This window comes from Agrobacterium salinitolerans (genome assembly GCF_027498475.1).
Classification (GTDB): domain Bacteria; phylum Pseudomonadota; class Alphaproteobacteria; order Rhizobiales; family Rhizobiaceae; genus Agrobacterium; species Agrobacterium salinitolerans.
Map to the genome: position 1 here is coordinate 80,667 of NZ_JAPZLN010000008.1, position 19,125 is coordinate 99,791.

At 56.2% G+C, this 19,125-nt stretch carries 17 protein-coding genes and 1 pseudogene; 4 read left to right on the plus strand and 14 right to left on the minus strand.

Features of this window, described 5'->3' with window-relative positions; translation table 11 throughout:
- Genes O9X91_RS22305 through O9X91_RS22335 form a run of 7 tightly spaced genes read right to left on the minus strand, consistent with a single transcriptional unit; the run spans position 1 to position 5,135 of the window.
- Positions 1–234, minus strand: a complete 234-nt coding sequence (locus O9X91_RS22305) for an EexN family lipoprotein (RefSeq protein ID WP_142914017.1) — start codon at positions 232–234, stop codon at positions 1–3.
- Complete coding sequence (virB5, locus tag O9X91_RS22310) at positions 231–932, minus strand: P-type DNA transfer protein VirB5 (RefSeq protein ID WP_142914016.1); 702 nt, start codon at positions 930–932, stop codon at positions 231–233. Before virB5 ends, O9X91_RS22305 begins: the two co-directional genes overlap by 4 nt.
- Positions 929–3,295, minus strand: coding sequence for a VirB4 family type IV secretion/conjugal transfer ATPase (locus O9X91_RS22315; protein ID WP_142914015.1), 2,367 nt, complete (start codon positions 3,293–3,295; stop codon positions 929–931). Before O9X91_RS22315 ends, virB5 begins: the two co-directional genes overlap by 4 nt.
- Complete coding sequence (locus O9X91_RS22320; RefSeq protein WP_142914014.1) at positions 3,288–3,626, minus strand: VirB3 family type IV secretion system protein; 339 nt, start codon at positions 3,624–3,626, stop codon at positions 3,288–3,290. Before O9X91_RS22320 ends, O9X91_RS22315 begins: the two co-directional genes overlap by 8 nt.
- Positions 3,627–3,631: 5 nt before the next feature.
- A complete protein-coding gene (locus O9X91_RS22325) occupies positions 3,632–3,931 on the minus strand; it encodes a TrbC/VirB2 family protein (RefSeq protein ID WP_142914013.1) in 300 nt (99 codons plus the stop codon).
- Positions 3,928–4,593, minus strand: coding sequence for a lytic transglycosylase domain-containing protein (locus tag O9X91_RS22330; protein ID WP_142914012.1), 666 nt, complete (start codon positions 4,591–4,593; stop codon positions 3,928–3,930). Before O9X91_RS22330 ends, O9X91_RS22325 begins: the two co-directional genes overlap by 4 nt.
- A gap of 2 nt (positions 4,594–4,595) precedes the next feature.
- Positions 4,596–5,135 carry a hypothetical protein gene (locus tag O9X91_RS22335; RefSeq protein WP_142914011.1) on the minus strand — a complete coding sequence of 180 codons (540 nt, stop codon included), beginning with the start codon at positions 5,133–5,135 and terminating at the stop codon, positions 4,596–4,598.
- A gap of 98 nt (positions 5,136–5,233) precedes the next feature.
- Between O9X91_RS22335 and O9X91_RS22340 the strand changes: the two genes are divergently transcribed.
- The 3 genes from O9X91_RS22340 to O9X91_RS22350 all read left to right on the plus strand — a co-directional run bounded on the left by O9X91_RS22340 (position 5,234) and on the right by O9X91_RS22350 (position 7,571).
- Complete coding sequence (locus O9X91_RS22340; protein WP_080855390.1) at positions 5,234–5,584, plus strand: MarR family transcriptional regulator; 351 nt, start codon at positions 5,234–5,236, stop codon at positions 5,582–5,584.
- 575 nt (positions 5,585–6,159) lie between these two features.
- Positions 6,160–6,945, plus strand: a complete 786-nt coding sequence (locus tag O9X91_RS22345) for a hypothetical protein (RefSeq protein ID WP_142914010.1) — start codon at positions 6,160–6,162, stop codon at positions 6,943–6,945.
- Positions 6,942–7,571, plus strand: coding sequence for an RES family NAD+ phosphorylase (locus O9X91_RS22350; RefSeq protein WP_142914009.1), 630 nt, complete (start codon positions 6,942–6,944; stop codon positions 7,569–7,571). The genes O9X91_RS22345 and O9X91_RS22350 overlap by 4 nt, the downstream gene beginning before the upstream one ends.
- A 267-nt stretch (positions 7,572–7,838) precedes the next feature.
- On the opposite strand, the pseudogene O9X91_RS22355 reads toward O9X91_RS22350, so the two are convergent.
- The 7 genes and pseudogenes from O9X91_RS22355 to O9X91_RS22385 form a co-directional block, all read right to left on the minus strand.
- Positions 7,839–8,788 (minus strand): annotated as a pseudogene (locus O9X91_RS22355) (phytanoyl-CoA dioxygenase family protein).
- Positions 8,789–9,306: 518 nt separating this feature from the next.
- Positions 9,307–10,587, minus strand: coding sequence for a plasmid replication protein RepC (gene repC / locus O9X91_RS22360; protein WP_142914008.1), 1,281 nt, complete (start codon positions 10,585–10,587; stop codon positions 9,307–9,309).
- Between the two features lie 196 nt (positions 10,588–10,783).
- On the minus strand, positions 10,784–11,776 hold the full coding sequence (gene repB / locus O9X91_RS22365) for a plasmid partitioning protein RepB (protein WP_142914007.1): 993 nt from the start codon (positions 11,774–11,776) through the stop codon (positions 10,784–10,786).
- Entirely contained in the window at positions 11,773–12,987 is a 1,215-nt protein-coding gene (gene repA, locus O9X91_RS22370; RefSeq protein ID WP_142914006.1) for a plasmid partitioning protein RepA, read from the minus strand. The genes repB and repA overlap by 4 nt, the downstream gene beginning before the upstream one ends.
- 1,920 nt (positions 12,988–14,907) lie before the next feature.
- Positions 14,908–16,008 (minus strand): Fic family protein, encoded by a 1,101-nt coding sequence (locus tag O9X91_RS22375; protein WP_142914004.1) that lies wholly within the window; start codon positions 16,006–16,008, stop codon positions 14,908–14,910.
- A gap of 182 nt (positions 16,009–16,190) precedes the next feature.
- The gene (locus tag O9X91_RS22380; RefSeq protein ID WP_142914003.1) at positions 16,191–17,345 is read right to left on the minus strand and encodes a site-specific integrase; all 1,155 of its coding nucleotides are present in this window, start codon (positions 17,343–17,345) and stop codon (positions 16,191–16,193) included.
- Complete coding sequence (locus O9X91_RS22385) at positions 17,345–17,632, minus strand: DUF7673 family protein (RefSeq protein WP_142914002.1); 288 nt, start codon at positions 17,630–17,632, stop codon at positions 17,345–17,347. The genes O9X91_RS22380 and O9X91_RS22385 overlap by 1 nt, the downstream gene beginning before the upstream one ends.
- 180 nt (positions 17,633–17,812) lie before the next feature.
- Here O9X91_RS22385 and O9X91_RS22390 point away from each other — a divergent pair, with 180 nt between their 5' ends.
- Positions 17,813–18,955, plus strand: a complete 1,143-nt coding sequence (locus tag O9X91_RS22390; RefSeq protein WP_269834380.1) for an RHE_PE00001 family protein — start codon at positions 17,813–17,815, stop codon at positions 18,953–18,955.
- Positions 18,956–19,125: the final 170 nt, after the last annotated feature.

Genomic DNA, 19,125 nt, shown 5'->3' on the forward strand with positions numbered 1-19,125 from the left:
TCAGCCTCCGAGCGACTTGCGCATGCGTTCAAGGCGGAGCCTGCCATCGGCGGCTTCGGCATTGCGGCAATTGGGCGTGTCGTGGAGTTCGCCCGGATTGTTGCGGCATTCACCGATGATTTTGGTCAGCAAGGCCTCGTCGGCGACAAGTTCATCGACCGTGTAGACCTTCTTATTCTCGGGGGAGCAGGCGGTCAGAAGAAGAAGCACCGCACCAAACACGAACCATCTCATTTGAGCGCCGCTCCCATGGTATCCATGCGCTGGCGCCAGTCTTCGGCCTTGCGTTGCTCGTCGACCTGCACCTGCGCCTGCTGGACCATCTGCAAGCCCTGCATGCGAAGGATATCGGTTTGCAGGAAGGCGGTTTCAGCCTGCAGACGGGCCTGCAGATCGGCGATATCCTTGGCATCGGCAGCACTGGAAATCTTCTGACGAAGTTCATCGATGCCGTCGATGCGCTTGGTGGCGGCGTCATAGATCTGCTGGCCGAGACTTAATTGTCCGGCGTTCTTGTTCTGGACGCGTGAGAGTTCCTGCGCGTAAAAGTCGTTGGCATCGGTGCGGTAGATGGAATTGCCTTCGAGGAATTTAGAAGCGGAGTCACCGAACACGCCGCTCCCGGATCCCTTGAACAGGCTTTCGATGGCATTGAAGTCCTGCGGCAGTGCCTTGCGGATCGAGGAATCGTTCAGCAGGCTGGCGACATCGGCCATGTTGGTGATTTTGTTCAGCGAGCCGTAGAGCTGCTGCGCCTGCTGGAGCTGCTGGTTCAGCGCATCAAGCTGGGACTTGAGCTGGGCGATACTCTCGATCTGTTTGGCGATCGCCGCCTGGTCGGTAACGGGAATGCCCTGAGCATTCGCGAAACCGACCGACGCCAGCAGCGTGACGGTTGCCAGGAAGAGCCCTGTCCTGCCGTTACGGATCATGATGTCCTCCTTCTTTGCTGGAACACGGTCAACCAGTCCTGGTGTCCCTCGCCGAGTTCGGCGCGGATGGCATCCGCCAGTTCCACATTCACTGTCCGGCCCGACAGGATCGCCAGCTCGTCGTCGAAACCGTTGAGGTTCAGCTCGGCAACCACACTGTTGTGGCCCTGCTTGACGATGAAGCGCCGGCTTTCGGGCGAGAGCTCGCGTGAGATCAGCTCGAATTCGCGCTCGGTCAGCTTGAAGCCGTCGACATAGTCGGCGCGGTCGCCGCGCGGGTTGGGCAGGAAGATTTGCGTCGGGCACTGTTCGATGATCGTATGAGCGATCGGTGATCTGATCGCGTCACGCGGGCTTTGAGTGGAGAACACCATCAGCCCGTTTTGCTTGCGAAAGGTTTTCAGCTTGTTCTGGGCAAGAGCGAGGAATTCTTCCTCCTCCAGCACGCGCCAAGACTCGTCGATGACGATGATGATCCGGCGGCCATCGATCAATTGCTCGACACGATAGAACAAATAGCCCATCAGCGGCGCGCGGATCTCCTCATTGTCGAGGAAGTCGGTCATGTCGTAGCCGATGAACCTGGCGCCGATCCCGATGTCGTCCAGATCGTTGTCGAAGACCCAGCCGAGCGGCCCTCCCTTCTCCCATCGCCGGAGCCGCGAGGCAATGCCTTCGGGATCGGTGTTGTTGAGGAAGGTGCGCAGGGCGCCGATGGAGCGGCGCTCGACGGGAAGGTCCGCCAGACCGTCAACGGCTGAGGCGATATCGCGCAGCTCGCTGACATTCAATTCCCGTGTCGCCGCTCCCGCCAGCTTGCCGATCCAGCGAGCGAGAAATATCCTGTTCTCTGGCGTCAGATCAAGCGCCTTCAGCGGCGCGCAGCCGGTCGGCACGCCGTTCCTGAGCGGCAGATAGGTGCCGCCGGCTGCACGAACGAAAAGGTCTGCACCCCGGTCCTTGTCGAAGAACACCATATGCGGATCATGCTTTTCGAGTTGTGAGAGCATGAAGTTGAGGAGCACCGTCTTGCCGGCGCCCGACGGGCCGCAGACAAAGGTGTTGCCGAGATCGCTGTGATGGAAATTGAAATAAAACGGCGAACCGGAAGCGGTTTTCAGCATGGCGACCGCCGGCCCCCATTCATTGCCATCCTTCTGGCCGGTCGGGTAGGAATGATAGGGAGAAAATGCCGCAAAGTTGCGGGACGTGATTGCACCCGAGCGCGCACGATAGCGAAGATTACCCGGCAGTTGCGCCCACCAGGCTGCCTCAAGCCCCAGATCCTCGCGGGCGACAACAGCGCCGCCGCCGGTGAGATGCGCGCGCGCCTTCGCCATATGGTCGGTCAGTTCCTTCACGGTCGGCGCGAAGACCGCAAGGCCGAGATGATGCTCGCCCATCACGAAGCGGTTGGATTCGAGATCGTCCATCGCCTCGCCGAGCTCTTCGATCTGGGAGGCAGCCTTGTCACCGGCGCTGACCATCTGGTTCTGCTTGCGGCCCATGATCGTGCGGGCGTCCGCCTTCGAGGTGAAGGCGAAGGACTGTGACAGGACGAGCTCGAACGGAGCGGTCAGGATACCGTCGAGCATGCCACTGCGCGTCGTTGCCGGATATTCCTTGAAGCCGAACATACCGGCATAGCGGGTTTCCGCCTCATGTCGAATTTCCACCGTCTCGCGACCAAAGATCACCCGGTCCGAATAGATCGCCGATGAAATCCGCCCCTCCGTCAGGGGCACGGGTTCACGCCGCCCGCCGACAAGCTGGTGAAGAAACTCGCTTGGCCCTGAGAACAGGATACCGTCGTACTCATGGAGAGACAGAACACGAGGGGCGAAGCGCTTCAGCCCGGCAGCGACGTCGATCACCTTGTCCTGCAGGTGCTTGAGCGCCGCTTCGTCCAGCTCCATGCCGGATCGGCGCGCTTTGCGCAGACGGGAAAGGAGATTGGCTGCCTTTTCGGCGGGATCGCGGCTCGGAGACCAGATAAGGGTGAGGTAAAGATCGTTGCGGAAAAGGTCCTCGCGCACCATCCGCTCGCGGTATCTGGCATTGAGACCATCGGAAAAACGATTGGCGAAGTGTCCTTCGGGATAGTCGTTATCGCGACGGCGGATGACATGCGTCCAGAGCGCCAACCGCTCGTCGGCGATATTGCGGTAGAGCGTGTTGAGGCTGCGATGCAGGCCGTTGAGATCCAGAATATCGGCGGTTTCGAAGGAGACACCTTCGAGAACGAGCACGGTCATCAGCGCGCGCGACTCGAGCGCAATGGTGGTCTCGTCGACATGACGCACATAGGGGATGAAGGTCTCCGGTCCGAGCTCTCGGGACCGGAGCGTCACAAGGCTAGGCAAGGCTCAGATCCCTTTCGTCGTAGCGGCGGACAAGCTTCAACGGCGAGAGTGTTGCACCACCCCAATAGGCAGCGTTGCGCGAGCGGCCGCGGGTCTCGATCCAGGCAAGCAGGATGCGGAACATATTGTGGTCGTGCTTGACGAGCGCCCGAAACACAAGGTGGAAGATGATGCCAACAAGCGCATAGGCAATCGATCCCGCGGTGATATAGAGGATGGTGGTCAGCATGATGTTGATGCCCATCGCTTCCATGGTCACGCCGGCGATCATGGCCGGTCGAGTGCAGGCCAGGAACAGCGTGTCTTCTTCAAGGGCGGGAATGCTCGTCATGGACATCAACTACCGACGATGGTGTTGACCAGCTCGGTCGCCCCGAAAATGCCGCCGATACCGATGATCCAAAAGCCGGCCTTTCTCAGATCCATGTAGCCGAACATCCAGGCAATGCAGATGATGATTACGGCGATGATCGCCAGCAGGCGGGCGATATTGCCGGTGAGCATGGTGACGATGTTCTGCAGCACGGTCTCGATGCCGGCGGACTGGGCAAAGGCCGGTTCGACGAGGCAGGCGACAATGGCGATGGCCATGAGCATGGAGGCGACAAGAGGACGAAGGCTGGTTCTGGAGATCATTCACTCTGCTCCGATCGTTCATTCTGGAAAACGAGAACTGAAGAGTGCCGTCTGGAACTGAACACGTCCCATGATGCGGTTTCTTCGGTTTGGGCGGCTTGTTTGGGGACTGGCAGGGCCAATTGATCTTGAGCCTGTTCCTCCGCGGTATCCGCGCGATCAAGCGGCCCGCCAATCGCGAGCGACGCGAGCTTCGGAGAAAGCCGTTTTGCCTCCCTCCGCACCTGCTCGTCATACCGGACCATTTCTCCGACCGAAGGGTCATCCCGCCCGTACCAGGACTGGAGCATCACCGTTTCGGCCCGGGCGGGATCAGCACCAAAACGCAAGGCGAGACGGTAATAGCCATCGAGAAGCGTTGCGGTCGCCTTGAGGTTCAAGCACGGATCAAAGGCGTCGGAAACGGAGAGGTTGAGTTTGCGAAGCTCCTCGACGCCGATACCGCCAAGCCCGATCTGGATATCCTGGTGATCCGCTATCAGGGACGTCGCCATTTCGATCGCCTCCGCCTTGCTGGCGGGCTGCGCGGGAAGCGGCATACCGCTATTGACGCGAATATTGAAGGGAAGGAACCTGCTTTCCAGGCTAACGACTGCGGCCAGCGTTTCCACCTGGACCATTGGCGCGCAATTCTGCGCGATATCGACGAACGTGGCGCCCATGCTCAGTACCAGACGCGCTGCCTGCCGACGCCATCGATGGTCACGTCGATATAGTGCGGCTGCGATCGCAGGTTGGGGCGCGTGATCGGATAACCCATGCACTGGAGCCGGCCGCCCTGGCGCTGCCATCGTGCCGACAAGACAGAGCCGGAATCGTCGCCTGAGTTGTCGCGACCGGAAGAGCAAAGCGAAGGGCTCACGCGCTGGAGCGTGGTCGAAACACAGGTCGCCTGTTGACCGCGAGGTCCGTAACTGCCCGAAAGCCGATCACCTTCATTGCAATAATATGGCTCGTAGCCGGGCTGGGAACTACGAAACCCGACACCGCTGCAGGTCGGAAACGAATGCCCCTTGGCAAGTGCGCGCCAGAGTTTCTGGATCGGTGGCTGGCATTCCGCATACTGGGTTGGCCCGCCGGGATTGGAAAGGCACAGAATAACTTGACATCCCCAGTCATCGGCACGCGCATTGCTGCCGGAAATCAGATAGGATGGCAGCATGAAGGAAACAGACAGCAGACTATTCAGCAGAAGGTTTTTCATGGACTTGCCCCTCCGGAACAACGACAGCGCGCTACGGCAACAATGTCCGGCAGGAGCGCAACGCAATTTTACTAACGTATATAACACAGTTAAATAACATGACAAGGGCGCTCAAGACACAATTGCACAACCTTGCCTTCTCGGGGCTGATCCTCCACGAGATCCTCGATCATCCATTGGAAGACGAAACACCGCAGGCGCGGCTGAAAGAGATCGGCATGATGACGATCCTCTACACGATGAGCCAGGCCCATCAGAAGCTAACTCTTTCCAATATCGTTGAAATTACTGCGCTCACGCGGAGCGGTGCGAAGGAGACTGTCGATCTTCTCGTCAAGCGAGGCATGCTGAATGAAACCATGGGGACGAATTCGATGGGGCGGGGAACCGCGCGTCAGTTCGAGATATCCGAAGACCTTCTGAAAAAGCTGAGCACCTTCGAAAGCTGATCGTGACCTCGCGGATAAACTGACTTTTTTGCGACACAATCCGATATTGACGCGAATCAAATCTCTCCGAAGTACCGGCACACAGGGCAGCTATTCTCGGGGGAAAAGGGGCCTCTCGTACAAATCAGGCTTCGGCGAAGTCGATGAGGAGCAAACTTCGCGATCTACGCTGAAGGATGATAGCGCTCTCTCAGAAGGAAATCGATGAAAAAGCCTGAGTTTCCCTGCCGCGGTCACGACGCAATCGGTGGAAGGCTTTCTCAAGAGGCGCAAGTGCACGTTTTGTCTATCGCATAGCTGCAATGCACAATAAATGATTGCGCACTGCACACATAACAGGCATTTAGAACACAGTTGATGCACTTGATGGCCTCTCCCAGTGCCATCGTATCAGCTGTTCCCCTCTGGAGGTTATTGACCTTCACATCTTACAGGGCCCTGGTTAACCAGTGGCCCTATTTTTTTGCTGTGGCGTTCGCCCCCCTGCCGACTCAAATGGGGTCGCACTTGAAAACAAGCCTTCGGTGATATAGGTTATAATACGACAGGTAACCGAAATATCTTGGAGCATCGAGATGGCTGCCACCAATGGTCTTCGCGTCTATGATGGCGCTGAATTCGCCCACGCGCTACAGGTCGAGATGGATTCTGCTTCCGGCGGGAAAACATCTGACGCCGGTGGCCCCCTGCTGAAGCGTAAGCTGACAGGAAAACAGCGTGCGTCTTCCATCGGCGCGAAACTGCGCAGGGCAATGGCGACTGCGATGCACTCGACGCCGGAAACCGATGTGGATGACATGATGGTCGTGCTGGTCGACACCCCAAACCAGGCGGTTCGGGAAACCATCCGTGATATCGTCGAGCATGTCCCGGCCATCGTCGAAGCCCGGCAAAGCAAGCTGACCGATGACGCGATCGACGCGCTGGTTTCGGTCTATATGCGCACGCCTCCCAATGCCGACGTCGAGAGGCTGCTGTATGACAGCAATGCGAAAGCGAGAGCGCGTTTTTTTGGGGAGTGGCCCAGCTTTACCAGCAAGCATCTGGCGGAAGTGGCCGGACATGGTTCCAAGAACAAGAGCATGACCGCCTCGCGATGGAAGATGAAGGGCAAGGTCTTCTCGATCAGGCATGGCGGCGTCGAGTATTTTCCGGCCTTCCAGTTCGAGGAAGGGCAGCCGATTGAAACCGTTGCCAGAGCGCTCGCCCTGCTTGGTGAGAAAAAGTCCGGCTGGCAATTGGCATTCTGGTTTACCTCCCCGAATGGATGGCTTGCCGGCAAGCGCCCGGTCGACGCCCTGAAAGACGGCGATGTGGTGGTGTCGGCGGCAGCCCGTGAGGCGGAAAATATCGCCGGATGATTTCCTCGCCTCCCTCCCCCTTCCCCGCCTCGAACTCACACGAGATCAAGGCGGGGACGAGGTTCCACAGGGTTCATGATCAGCGTTTCGGAAGCTGCTCTTTCAATCCTGGAAAGGGTCGCCCCAGCCGCTTTGCGCCGCTATTCCTGGGCAGCGATCCTATCCCAACGCAATATCTCGCGACCGATTACGAATGCGCGGTTCACGAGACGATCTTTCATGATGTGCCGATCGACGAGCCGAACAAAACTGTTGGTGTCGACAATATCAAGCCGCTTGCCCATTCCGTCGTCGAGCTGAAGCGTGATCTTGCTCTGATACCTCTGTTCGCACCTGATCTCGCCAAATGGGGCATCCGCAGGGCAGACCTCATCGATACGACGGCCACTGACTATCACATCACTGCTCAGTGGGCATTGGCTATTCATCAAAGCAGGCCGGCCGCGCATGGCCTGATCTGGACGTCTAAACGGTGTGATCCACAGCAAGCAGTGCTCCTGTTCGGAGATCGCGTCGCAGAGACCGATATGCTCGAGATCAGCAATGTCCCGATCTATTCGGATGTTGGAGAAATGCGGCAGGTCGCCGCGTTTGCCACCCGCGTTGATATTACCCTCGTGCTATAATTTCCTTGTCTGCCGGTGCCCGGAAAAATGTCGTTTCACTCGTTCGACAATAGTTCTTGTCCCTTGCCGTCGCGTTGTTACGAATTGAAATGGGTTTTCGCCGTGCGAAATCCATCGTCGCTGACCTTTCCCGCAGAAGCTGGCCGTCTTTTTACCGAAGTTGGGGTCGGAACGAGATTTGCAAACCGACCGGCGTAGAGGCCCCGAGTATGAGACCTCTTCTTTTATACCCGGCTACGCCACATGCGCCGGTTTCTCGTTGATGAACTACCGGACGATGGGTTCACCATGATACCGCCGCTTTGACGGTTTCGAAACGCCGAAGCCCACCTCCATCATCAGGCGCGGGGTTGTCTTTGCCGGAGTGCCCATATGAAATCCGAACGGATCTTCAACGAAGCCGGTCCCGGCTTTACCTGTCAACTCGACAACATTTTCCGAGCCATAATACTCCAGCACTTCCTCTGCAGGATGCCCCACAAGAAGCGTAAGCTGATGCTTCAAACGGCGACGATTATGGCTACCACGAACATAGACGTGAGGGCTGCTGTCCTTGTCCACGTCCGACAGATAAAAAAAGAACTTCAGCATACGCCAGTCATCAAGATCGAAATGATATTTGAAGGACGCACGGCTCAGATCTGCCTCGGATGCTGATTTCGTTGGAAAGCTCCACCAGGTCCGTGTGGTAATCAGTCTCGCTTCTCCGCCAAATAGTGTCTGGCGATCGCGATGAGCAATGGATCCTCCTGGACAGCCAATGCGGCATCGCATCCCATCACTTTTTCGAAATGATGCCCGCTCAGGATCGTACGTCCAAAGCGCCGTTCAGCCTCTGCATGTTCAGCAGGAAGGAATTCAAGTTTCCGTTCAAAATTTCCGAAGCAAGGCGTTTCACGGCCAAAACTGGACAGCTCTCGTTGGACATCGGGTGGCAGGGACAAGCCGTTAAAAATTCCCGTTCGACGCAATTCGTCGGCGATGATTTCCGGTCTCAGGTTCCCGAACATCGAGGAAGTCGTTTCCGTGGAGCCACGTACAGCACGGGCTGTGAGCCAGTGGGCCTTGCGAAATGGCATCGTCCGGGCCAGCATGAACATGGGTAACCAGGCCGGGTTCTCCCGGAAATCCGTTAGATAGGTCGGTATGCGCGCTGCCATACGCTGAAATTTGCCGCCACGGCGGGCAACGGCTTCCAGATCGGGAGAGGTCGGCATCGAAAATCCTCGTAATTATTGATGCAATTACCCCCCAAGCGACATCAAATTAGTCACACATATGTAATGCTGCAAAGCAGCAGAAATAACGGATGACAACAGATAGCTATCGTCGATGGGACCGCAAGTCGGCTCCTTTTTCGCGGTTACGACTGGTAATAAGGATCATCCAATCCATGGCCAGCCATTATACAGCGCCCCAGGGTTCTGACAGTGACTAGTCGGGAGCCTTTTGAGCGAAGACGATGTCGCTCAAGCTAGAAAACCGTCCACATAGCCTTGAAGGGTCGACGCAATATCGGAGCCGGCATTGAGCGTGATTTTCTGGATGATCTGTGCCAAGTCGTTTTTCCTTGGGGAGATGATTGGAGTCCCCCTGCCTGTATGTCTTCATCGCTTGCCGCCGGCTCTCCGCCATAGTGTAAATGGACTCGGTCACGTTTCTCGATTGATCGGCCAAGGCCTAGCCCAATCACTTCTTTCGCGTGACCAAATCAGATAGACGAGGGCGGTTCCCATTATCCAGCCGCAACATTGGCACAAAAGCTTCGTGACGGGCTTGCTTTGGACCTCAGTAGGGCTGCGACCATCGGTTTTACCGAAAATTGTTGTTGGGCGGCGCGTCTGCAGAGGTCGCGAAGATACGCACCTGCGGAATTGATCTGCCCTCCCCTTTCGAAGATACACGCAATTGCAATTCCGGCATTTTCCGGTCCCATCACTAGGCAGGCTTCACGGAAGGCCGAGGGACTTATCTGGAGCATTGATCGCAGGACTGCAGTTGCGGTCAGCAGGTCTCGCCAGGTTTTGACGGATCCTCCAGGTCCATAGGGGTGAATTTCCTCACAGGCGCGCAGGACGGTGTCGAGAGGGACGTTTGGCTTTGCTCTCTCTAGGGGGTGATTTTCAATTTTAGCTGTTTGTTGTTCATGGCTTGATGTCTTCACATTTACTACGACGTTTGTAGCCGAAGGTTTATGCGTGATGGTCTCGTTTTCAGATTCATAAAAGGATTGTGTTTTTGAATCCTGTATGTGGCGCTCATTTTGGGACTCATTGGCGCTCATATTTTGCGATTTATAATGATCTTCCAATAGCTTGATGATCTTTGAGCGAAGCTTCGTCAAATGGTTTAACAGCGCTTCCATATCATCGATGGAAGGACGGCGCGGAAACGATGATAGAAGAGACCTGAAGAGGTTGTGGAGACTATTCCACTCGCCCTCAACTTCTTCGTCCAATGCCGCTTGAATAAGTTTGGTAATCTCGCGGCGGTAGACACTGATCTGCTCACGCCGTGCCTGAACGAGTTCACGGTCGGCCATCACTCGACCAGCGGTATCTTCGAGCTCCTTGGCACGGGATACGAGTGGAGCCAAGCTAAAGCCAAAGGCCTGATTGATTTCCCCTGCCCTGCTACGACGGGCAAAACGTTTCCCGTTTGGGCTATCTCTGCGCAAGATGAGACCGGCTTCAACAAGGGCCGCAAGATGTCGCCTGAGCGTGGCCGCAGTCATCCCGCGAGCTCGAATAGACAACTGGGCATTCGACGGAAACACGATTAGATTGTTGGAAGAGCAGAGTTCTTCCGACGGGTAAAACGACAGTAGAGCGTCGAGAACGGTTAGGGATCGGTCACTAATATCAAGCGCCCGGCGAGCTTCGCAAATGGTCCGAAAGAGCTTCCATTTGTTGCGTTTTGTTTCCGGGACTGGCTGATCGACTTGTTTGTGCTTTACAAGCAAGGCAAGCGTCATCGGTCGCCGCCCAAAAGGCGTCGTCACCGTACTATTCTGCATTTTCCTTCACCTTTCTTCAGGCAAAAGAAATCAGCTCACCAAAACGGTGCCAAGACTCTTGACTAGGATTCGTGAAAATGCGATTCTCAATCTTGCTAAGGAATAGAGAGGCTTCCACGACGGAAACGTTTTGGGGGCCTTTTTCTTTGTGCTGCTGCTCCTTATAAGTTGCGAGTTAGCTTAGCTGATCGTGCGATCAGTCAGCGTGGTTTTCATACTCACGCATCAAGTCCGGCATGCGATCAGCCAACCATTGTGCGAAATGATCCTCTTTTCTCGGGATCGTAACGACCGTCCCTGATGATGATGATTTCATGCGGCCAAAGAGACGTTTGCCCAAGGCAAAATCGACCGTCGTAGGCTCTTCCCCAGGATTGGGTTTAGAGGCCTCATTGCCGGCTCTGGTTGCTATGGCTATGCGCCCAGCGCCGTCAGCTTTGAGAAACTCTTCCGTTCCGAGGACTGTACGGACGGCATCAATCTTACCCGAGCCTTTCAGCAATTCCGCAAACGCCGTCCATTTCGGGCGTCCTACGTGTTTGGCACGGCCGATTGCATAAATGATGTCGCTCGGGATAACAGAAGTCACGCGAAAGAGATGAGAGACGCTGGCCTCTGACAGGCCAAGCACCGGGCAAATTGCCCGATGAGATAGACCTGCTTCCTTGAGTTGAACGGCCCACATCGCAAGTTCGATCCAAGTGAGGTTCTCCCTCACTCCATTCTCCAGCGCTTGTTCCTCAATGAGCTGCCGATCGGTTAAATCGCGGACGTAGGCCCTAATTTTGATGATTTCTGGCCGATCCGCCTCAGCCATCATTGCTTTAATCGCGAGAAGGCGGCGATGCCCATATGCAAGTTGATAGTGGTCGGGCTTTAACGGGTGCGGTCGGACAAGAACAGGGATTTTCTGTCCTTCCGCCGCAATCGAGACCTTCAAAATGTCAAGTTCGACCTCGGCATCGGGATCGTTTTCAAAGCGGTCGTGATAGGGAGAACGGTCAACTTTGGCCGGATCTAGCGAAAGGATACTATCCTCAGACAAATGGCTCAATGCTCTCCCGACGTTGGAGATGACGGGAGAAGAACTGCGACGAGAAAGCAGTGGCTTTTCCTGAGCTCCATCCTCCGGTACATCTACACGGCTTGATGCTTCTTCGGCCATGCGCTTGAGAATGTTCTTTTTCATATATCACGCCCCCATACTTTGTGAGCCAGACTAAGAATCTCGAAGTTGACCCGATCGGCACTTTCAAGGGCTCGTTTAAGCGCCTCTCTGCCTACCTCGCCTGTCTCCAGCTCGTAGAGTGTTTTCTTGGCCACTGCCGCACCGGCGATAGCGGTTGATTCTAAAGCCTCGGCGACCAGGACGTCATCACCAAACAGTCGTCGCATTACGCCGGCCATATACTTTTGAGGGCCATCATTGGGATTCACGCGGGTAAGTAAGAAACGAAAGAAATCATGCTCAAATTGAGCACCGAATTGCTCAAGCACCTCTGAAAGGTCGGAAATCATGATCAGGAACTGGTTACAAGATGCCACATCCAGCATTGCAGGGTGTACAGTGACGACGAGTGCCGTCGCGGCGTAGAGGGCTGCGAGCGTTGAGTATCCCAATGAAGGTGGCGTATCGAGAATGACGAAATCATACTGGTCGTCAACACTCCTCAGGGCGGCGCTCAAGCGCTCGAAAAACAGCCCAAGCTCATCCCTGGTCTTTGAGGTAAGATAAGTTGGCGTATCGAACTCGAAATCCATTAGTTCCAGATTCCCAGGAATGAGATCGACACCGGGAAAATAAGTCGAGCGAATGATATCAGCGAACGGACGGCGCTCGTTGTCGTATCGGATCGCTGCATATGCCGTTTCATTTGGACCGAGATCGAACTCGGGTTGAATTCCGAACATCGCTGTCATCGACGCTTGTGGGTCCAGATCGATGCAGAGAATGCGGTAACCTTGCAGACCGAGGAAGTGCGCGAGATGTATGGATGTTGTGGTTTTTGAGCTTCCGCCCTTGAAGTTGACGGTAGCAATAACCTGCAGTTTTTCACCGTTTCGACGTGACGGCAACAACTGCGCGGCTTCGTCTGGGCGAAGAGCCCCGAGGAATGTGCGTAGCTCCCTCACCTGACTAACCGTGTAAGTTCGACGATTGTTGTCGGCGCGATCAGGTTGGGGGCCTTTCCCTTCGATCGTCAATTGTCTTAGGGTGCTCTCTGGCACATTCAACAAGCGTGCTAGGTCTACTGTGGAAAATGTTTTAGAGAATGATTTGCGGGCCTCTGGTGGATAAGCCGCTTCGCGCATGTCACGGAGCTCAGCCGAAAGCCTCGTTGTGTAGGCTTCGATCTTTGACGCGGTGTCCCTGACGTTATGGGCTGCGGCTTGTGGCATCAATTCCTCTTGACGGTTATTTGCTCTTTAAAACGTTATTTCCGTCAACGATGCCAGAGAGCATCCGATTCCACAAGGCGTTTTTAGTTAATCGAAAGTTAACGCCGAAACCGCCTTTGGCCATTCGAAAACTTTACAGTTGTAAAGTCCCTATGGGCGGTCCACGAAGTTTACAATTGTAAAGTCCGATGATCTGCTGGGTACCGATGACGCAAAGCTGGCTGTCGCGTTTAGCCGCTGGGGATGCCTTCCCGCTGGTGTGTGAAGGCATCGGCATGATTGATCTGAGTATTATGAAGTGGAACCAAACTGGAGCTGGGGTTGATCGGTTAGCGAGTAAGGCGCTAGCGCCGAGTTTTTTGCTCTTATGGGGATGGCGAAGCCCGAAGCAACGCTGCCCGCCAGCGAGCGTCATCATCGCAAGCGAAGCTTTTTTGCGAAATTCTTCGGCAGAATATGCACTTAGAAAAATGGCAATATCCGTTCATGTGCACGCAGGCCTGATGGGTGCTGCTGCTAAAGTCCCCTCCCCTGTGGCGGCTCCAGCGTGCCGGTTGTCGATCGCGTAGTCAGAGAGCTTTGGCCGGCATCGTGGCGCCGGATTAATATGTGCGGCGATCATTTGAGCAGGGTGGATCTCACCGCAACTTTCTTGAGCTTCTGTCGCTTGCTTGTTCGTGGAGACGCGGGGTTAAGCGACCGAGTCGTTATTTGTTTTTAGGCGCATCGTCGTTAGGACTTTGGGGATCAGTCCTTAAGAAGCGAGCCGCGCTGGATTGATTTACAGATTTCGTGCTCGGATTTGACCTCTTACAGCAGGCCAACTGGGTGAGAGATTTGAGATAGATCAACGGAGCCCGCAGTTTTACGAACCCTACGACCCTCAAGTTTCCGATCTGGGTCGGTGACCAATTGTCTGCCTCATGAATCCTTAGTCCCTAACCTGTAGAGAATTCCGCCGCCCGAATGCTGTCTGTCACCAAGGCGGGGTAGAGCAGGTCCACTACCCTGCTCGTTCGACGACCATCATGATCGGCAAATGGATAGATCGTCTTGCCTGGAAACGCATCAAGGCGAATCGGATATAGGGTAGGCCGCTTTTAAGGTCACGGCGGACAGAAATGGATGCTTATTTTGTAAGTCGGTGAGTGGCTAGTCTCTCTGCTTCTGCCACTGCGGCAGTTCTGGTTTTGAAGGGGCCGATGTCGTTTTCTTGCGAGTCGGGCAGCCACTTCGGCAGAAACCACCAGCCCCCGGGGCGATAACTGGAGCTGCTTCTCACTGAGCCGATGTTCTTGGCAAAGAGCCAGCCAGAGTCTATCCCGTCCTGTTCCCATAAGATGCTCTGCTCTGTCACGGTGCACGCCTGTTCCTACGTCGCGAACATTTTATCGGCTCTATATGGCTAGGGCAATAACTCATCAATCCGACTTTGGGGTGGGCGTTTACGATCTTGGTACGCACACTGTCGAGATGGCCAAGCAAATTAACTTTGAGCCTGGTGGTCTCGGTGAGCGAAGCAATAATTCACTCGCTGTTCGGCTGCGGGTCTGAGCGCAAATAATGCGTTCTTGCGATTTAGAGCAGTTGGCCTGACGGATCACCCGGTGAGGTTGGAGTCGATCTCCATACAAGTGTCGTTAATGAAGTAGGTCGTAGGATCCAAAACCGCTGGAGTGAACTCAAAACTGGATAAAACTTGGGGGCAAGGTCAATCCCAGCATGACAAGGTGTAGTGGTTCGCCTTCGGCCAACTTTGCTTTCTGGCTGAACATGTGACCGACAGCAGGCCGGTAGAAGCGTATGGGCCGAATATGTCGTTGGTAGAGGTACATCGCCAAGTCATGTCGATGGGGCCGCCATTTTTCGAGAACTGACCACTGTGCAGGAATCAAGCGCCGAATAAGGCGGGAGCGTATGCTATAGATTTAGCGCGTAGCGCGTATGCCTGCGCTCACCTGTACGCGTCAGCGCACCTTTCAATACCAGATCACGTAGATCGCGTGTCGCAGTCGCAGGAGAGGCCTGAGTGATTGAGACATAATTTTCAGCGCTCAAACCACCTTTGAAGCCCGAAGGCCCTTCGCGGAATATGCGAGCGATAGCCTTTTCCTGCCGTATATTAAACTGATCACGGAACCGGTCGTAGAAGCGTGCTTTGGCGATGTAGAAGGCAACTCGTTCGAGAGTGGTTTGCTGCGCCTTGAGAATTGTCTCCGCGAAGTAGATGAGCCAGTCGGTGATATCGAGCTTCCGCTGATTGAGTTCCAACTGATCGTAATAGGTCTTGCGACCCCGCTCTATGGTATAGGCAAGCGCAATCAGGCTTGGTTGTCCGAGATTCTGTGCAAATGACTTTTCCGCAAGAGCGCGGCCAAGTCGGCCGTTTCCGTCTTCAAACGGATGGATGCTCTCAAAATAAAGATGACCTATCCCGGCGCGCGTCAGGGCTGGAGTGGGAGTCTGGCCGTCAGGGGCTGACCTGTTGAACCAATCCAGATAGGCGGTCATTTCCGCTGGAACTTGGCGCGAGGGGGGCGCCTCGTAGTGTATGGTAGGCTTGTCATGCCGACCGGATACGATTTGCATCGCATCATCATGCGTCCGATATCCGCCGATTGTCCCAATATGGCGGTTGCCTGACATCAGCATGCTGTGCCAGCGAAACAAGGTCTTGTCTTCAAGAGGTGCTGACCAAGTCCTATAAACGTCGACCATCATTTCGGCGACGCCGCGTTCTTGCGGCTTGACCGGCCGAGCGTCGGCATCCAGACCAAGCTGACGGCGCAAAGAGGACTGTACGCTCAAGCGATCGAGCATTTCGCCTTCGATCTCCGAGGTCTTAACAGCCTCTTCGCTGAGAAGCTCGATGCGGAGGAGATCACGGTCCTTGCTGTCGAAATGACGGATGGCGCCAATAACTTCTCCCGACGCGCGCTGAAAACAGCTCTCGAAAGGTTCAAGCAGAGCCATATCGTAGGTGAATTTTGGCCAACCTTGCTGTGTCCAGTTCCATTTCATGATCGATAAGCACCCTTTCTATCGATCATATATCCCAATTATATGATCGATAGCAATGCTCTCTATTCATCACGGGGTGGGTCCGCAAATCGAGAACTCACAACGGGTTGTCACTCGTGAGGCAGACTTGCGGGTCTGATTTTAAAAGCAGAATCTACTCATTCATTTCGAATGATGCGTCATCAAAGCATACGCGCTGCCCGTCCACTTCGTCTGGTGGCGCTGTTGTAGTAACTGGAGGCCTGCTGAACTGATCGGTGACGCGATTGTTCCATGGCCTCAGGGAGAGGAATGCCGCGGTTGGCGGCCTCTGTCAGATACCCCGATCGCAGGCCATGCGCTGAGAACTCTCCGGGCTCCAGCCCGGCCATGGTCGCCCGCTGCTTGATCATGGCATTGACCGACTGCGGATCGAGCGCTCGCTTCGAAACCGTCCCCCAACGCCCGATCGCCCGAAACACGCTCCCCTTGTCGATCTTGGCAGTCGCCAGCCAGGCATTCAGCGCCTCGACCGGCCCGCCGGTGAGATAGACGAGCTCATCCTGCTCGCCATTGGTCGTCTTGGTCCGGCCGAGGTGAATCGCCAAGGAGGGGAGGGGAGAACCTTCCGGCATCTCGATGGGCGCTTCAGGGCTCAACTGTTCGATACGAAGCCCGGCGATCTCACTACGGCGACGGCCGCCGGAGGCGAAGGCGACCATCAGGATCGCCCGGTCGCGCAGATCGCGCAGGCTGCCGGCGGCGCAGGTCGCCAGCAGTTTTGCCAGCACGTCGCCGGTGACTGCCTTGGCGCTCTTACGACGGCGCGTCCGGGGAACGGCACGGACCGCCAACCGGATCGCCTGTTTGAGGGCAGGGGAGGCGAAGGCACCGGAAAAACCACGCCATTTGGTCAAAGTCGACCAACTCGCCAGCCGCCGTCGTACCGTATCAGGTGCATGCGGGCCGATGGATTTCAGGAAGCCTTGACGCCTGAGATTTTCGTCGACCTCGGATGGCATGCCGTGCTCCGGATCGGTAGCACGCTTTTCCGGATCCCATAGATGATGGGCGACGAATTTGAGCAATAGTGCTTCAGGTGCTGGCCAGGGCAGGGACTGTCCGGTGGCGGCCAGGCCCCAAGCCTCAAGATAGGTGAGATCGGAGGTCAGTGCCCGTAGCGTATTGTCGCCCATGCCCTGGTTGACGAGGTGTTTTAACGTTTCGACATCGTGGTCGCTCAGAAGCTCGGCCAGTTCGTCCCGGCGCTCGATCGGCAGCACCGAGGCGATCGTGTCGAGCTCAACGGCACGGCGCTCGACGCTGGATAGGGCGGCGGATTTCTTTGGGGACGCCATCAGTCGATCTCGACGTGCGGTCGCCAGCGGCGGATGATCTGGATGATCTCCGGCTTGTAGGCGTCCGGATAGGAGAGCGTTTCTTCGCGCGCCATCCAGGTAAAGACGGTGACCATGTCGTCGCAGATTTCAGGATCGAGATCGGCGAGGTCTGTCAGGTCGAAGCCGCCATGCACGTTGGCGTTCCACCAGGCAAGGATGAAATTGGCCACGCGGCAGCTCTGTCCGGTATCGCCGTGGGCGACGTTGAGCAGCTTTTCGAGGGCGAAGCGGACGCGATCTTCCATGTTTTCGGAGCCTTTGCTGAGCGTGATTTAGCCCAGATTCGACGGATTCGGGGCCTCTGTCAATCTACCAGCGATAAGCGATACTTATCGATGGTTAAGACGCCAACCAGAAATCATACCATGTAGAGAACCGCAATATTGATATAGCGTTCGTTTAAAAGATCGTTTACCATAATATCAATGGCTTACCATGTTTCAAAAATCAGCATGAACACCCTGATGCGACCGGCTTTCGACGCCGGTGTCGCGCTCACTCGCCTCGACGAGCGCATCGCCCGCTCTCCCGTCGGCGCCGGTTTTCTCGAACGCCAAAACTTTGCCGACGCTTGCGCATCGCTGTGGATCGACGGCGAATTGGTGCATCTCGAAGACCTCGTCCTCCACGATGCTACCCGCGACATCCGCACGCCGACCCACGAACTCACCATTGCCCGCGACGTGTTGCGCACCCGCCGGCGGATTGCTGGTCAGTCGCCCGACTGGGCACTCTCGCCGGAAGGCATTCGCACGCTCCGACAGACCCAGGCGTGGCCTGGACCATCAGACGGCCCTGACAGCCCCGTGGATGACAGCAGTCTCTGGCCCGCAAGAATGGTCGAGCTGGAAGGGAAGGGGGACGATGGTGATGACATCGAAAACCTTCCGGGTGTCGATTATGCCGCCATCGATGCGCTACTGGCCCGGTCGGATGCTGCCATACAGCAGGCGAAGCGGCCCGATCGCGCCGACGCCCGTGCCGCCGAGAAGGATCCGCTTGTTTACGATCTCGACTGGGACGAGGATGCCCGGCTCGACGAGTGGCGAGACGTACTGCGCCAGGCAAAGGAGCTGCCGACAGTGCTGCAGGCCATCATCGCCCTCGATGCCTGGAATGAGATTTTGGTTCTGCAGCATGCGCCCTGGCTCGGCCGGCCGTTTTGCGCCTCGATCCTGCGCCAGGCCGGCATCACCACCGGTGCCCATCTGGCCGCCATCAATCTTGGCCTGAAAACCATTCCGGTCGACCGGCGCCGCGGCCGCGACCGCGAAACGCGGCTGCTCGCGATTGCCCACGGGCTTTTGGCGGCCGCCGAGATCGGGACGAAAGAACATGATCGGCTGGTTTTGGCGCGCTCGTTGATGGAGCGGAAGCTGGAGGGGCGCCGGACGTCTTCAAAATTGCCGGAGCTCGTTGAACTGGTGATGGCGAAGCCATTGGTGTCGGCCGGGATGGTGGCAAAGTCGCTCGAGGTGACGCCGCAGGCGGCGCGGCGGATCGTTTTGGAACTGGGCTTGCGCGAGATGACGGGGAGGGGGAGGTTTCGTGCATGGGGTCTCCTCTGATTGGCATTCCGTAGCTTCAATTCCAATGGACGGCATGAATAGCAAGCAACAGGAATATCAGGGTCCCATGAAGCCAAACGCAACCAATGCGATTTAGCAGACGATTGGCAATGTAGAGTTTGCTATTGCTGGCGACGCCAGTTTGATAAAGAGTGATTTGGTGGAGCCTT

Bases quoted from the DNA above. Each gene is read 5' to 3' on its own strand.
- O9X91_RS22350 (WP_142914009.1), top strand. From the start codon at position 6,942: ATGATTTCCTCGCCTCCCTCCCCCTTCCCCGCCTCGAACTCACACGAG.
- repB (WP_142914007.1), bottom strand. From the start codon at position 11,776: ATGAAAAAGAACATTCTCAAGCGCATGGCCGAAGAAGCATCAAGCCGT.
- repC (WP_142914008.1), bottom strand. From the start codon at position 10,587: ATGCAGAATAGTACGGTGACGACGCCTTTTGGGCGGCGACCGATGACG.
- O9X91_RS22385 (WP_142914002.1), bottom strand. From the start codon at position 17,632: ATGGAAGATCGCGTCCGCTTCGCCCTCGAAAAGCTGCTCAACGTCGCC.
- O9X91_RS22330 (WP_142914012.1), bottom strand. From the start codon at position 4,593: ATGGGCGCCACGTTCGTCGATATCGCGCAGAATTGCGCGCCAATGGTC.
- O9X91_RS22345 (WP_142914010.1), top strand. From the start codon at position 6,160: ATGGCTGCCACCAATGGTCTTCGCGTCTATGATGGCGCTGAATTCGCC.
- repA (WP_142914006.1), bottom strand. From the start codon at position 12,987: ATGCCACAAGCCGCAGCCCATAACGTCAGGGACACCGCGTCAAAGATC.
- O9X91_RS22320 (WP_142914014.1), bottom strand. From the start codon at position 3,626: ATGACGAGCATTCCCGCCCTTGAAGAAGACACGCTGTTCCTGGCCTGC.
- O9X91_RS22335 (WP_142914011.1), bottom strand. From the start codon at position 5,135: ATGAAAAACCTTCTGCTGAATAGTCTGCTGTCTGTTTCCTTCATGCTG.
- O9X91_RS22305 (WP_142914017.1), bottom strand. From the start codon at position 234: ATGAGATGGTTCGTGTTTGGTGCGGTGCTTCTTCTTCTGACCGCCTGC.
- O9X91_RS22340 (WP_080855390.1), top strand. From the start codon at position 5,234: ATGACAAGGGCGCTCAAGACACAATTGCACAACCTTGCCTTCTCGGGG.
- virB5 (WP_142914016.1), bottom strand. From the start codon at position 932: ATGATCCGTAACGGCAGGACAGGGCTCTTCCTGGCAACCGTCACGCTG.
- O9X91_RS22380 (WP_142914003.1), bottom strand. From the start codon at position 17,345: ATGGCGTCCCCAAAGAAATCCGCCGCCCTATCCAGCGTCGAGCGCCGT.
- O9X91_RS22375 (WP_142914004.1), bottom strand. From the start codon at position 16,008: ATGAAATGGAACTGGACACAGCAAGGTTGGCCAAAATTCACCTACGAT.
- O9X91_RS22390 (WP_269834380.1), top strand. From the start codon at position 17,813: ATGGCTTACCATGTTTCAAAAATCAGCATGAACACCCTGATGCGACCG.
- O9X91_RS22325 (WP_142914013.1), bottom strand. From the start codon at position 3,931: ATGATCTCCAGAACCAGCCTTCGTCCTCTTGTCGCCTCCATGCTCATG.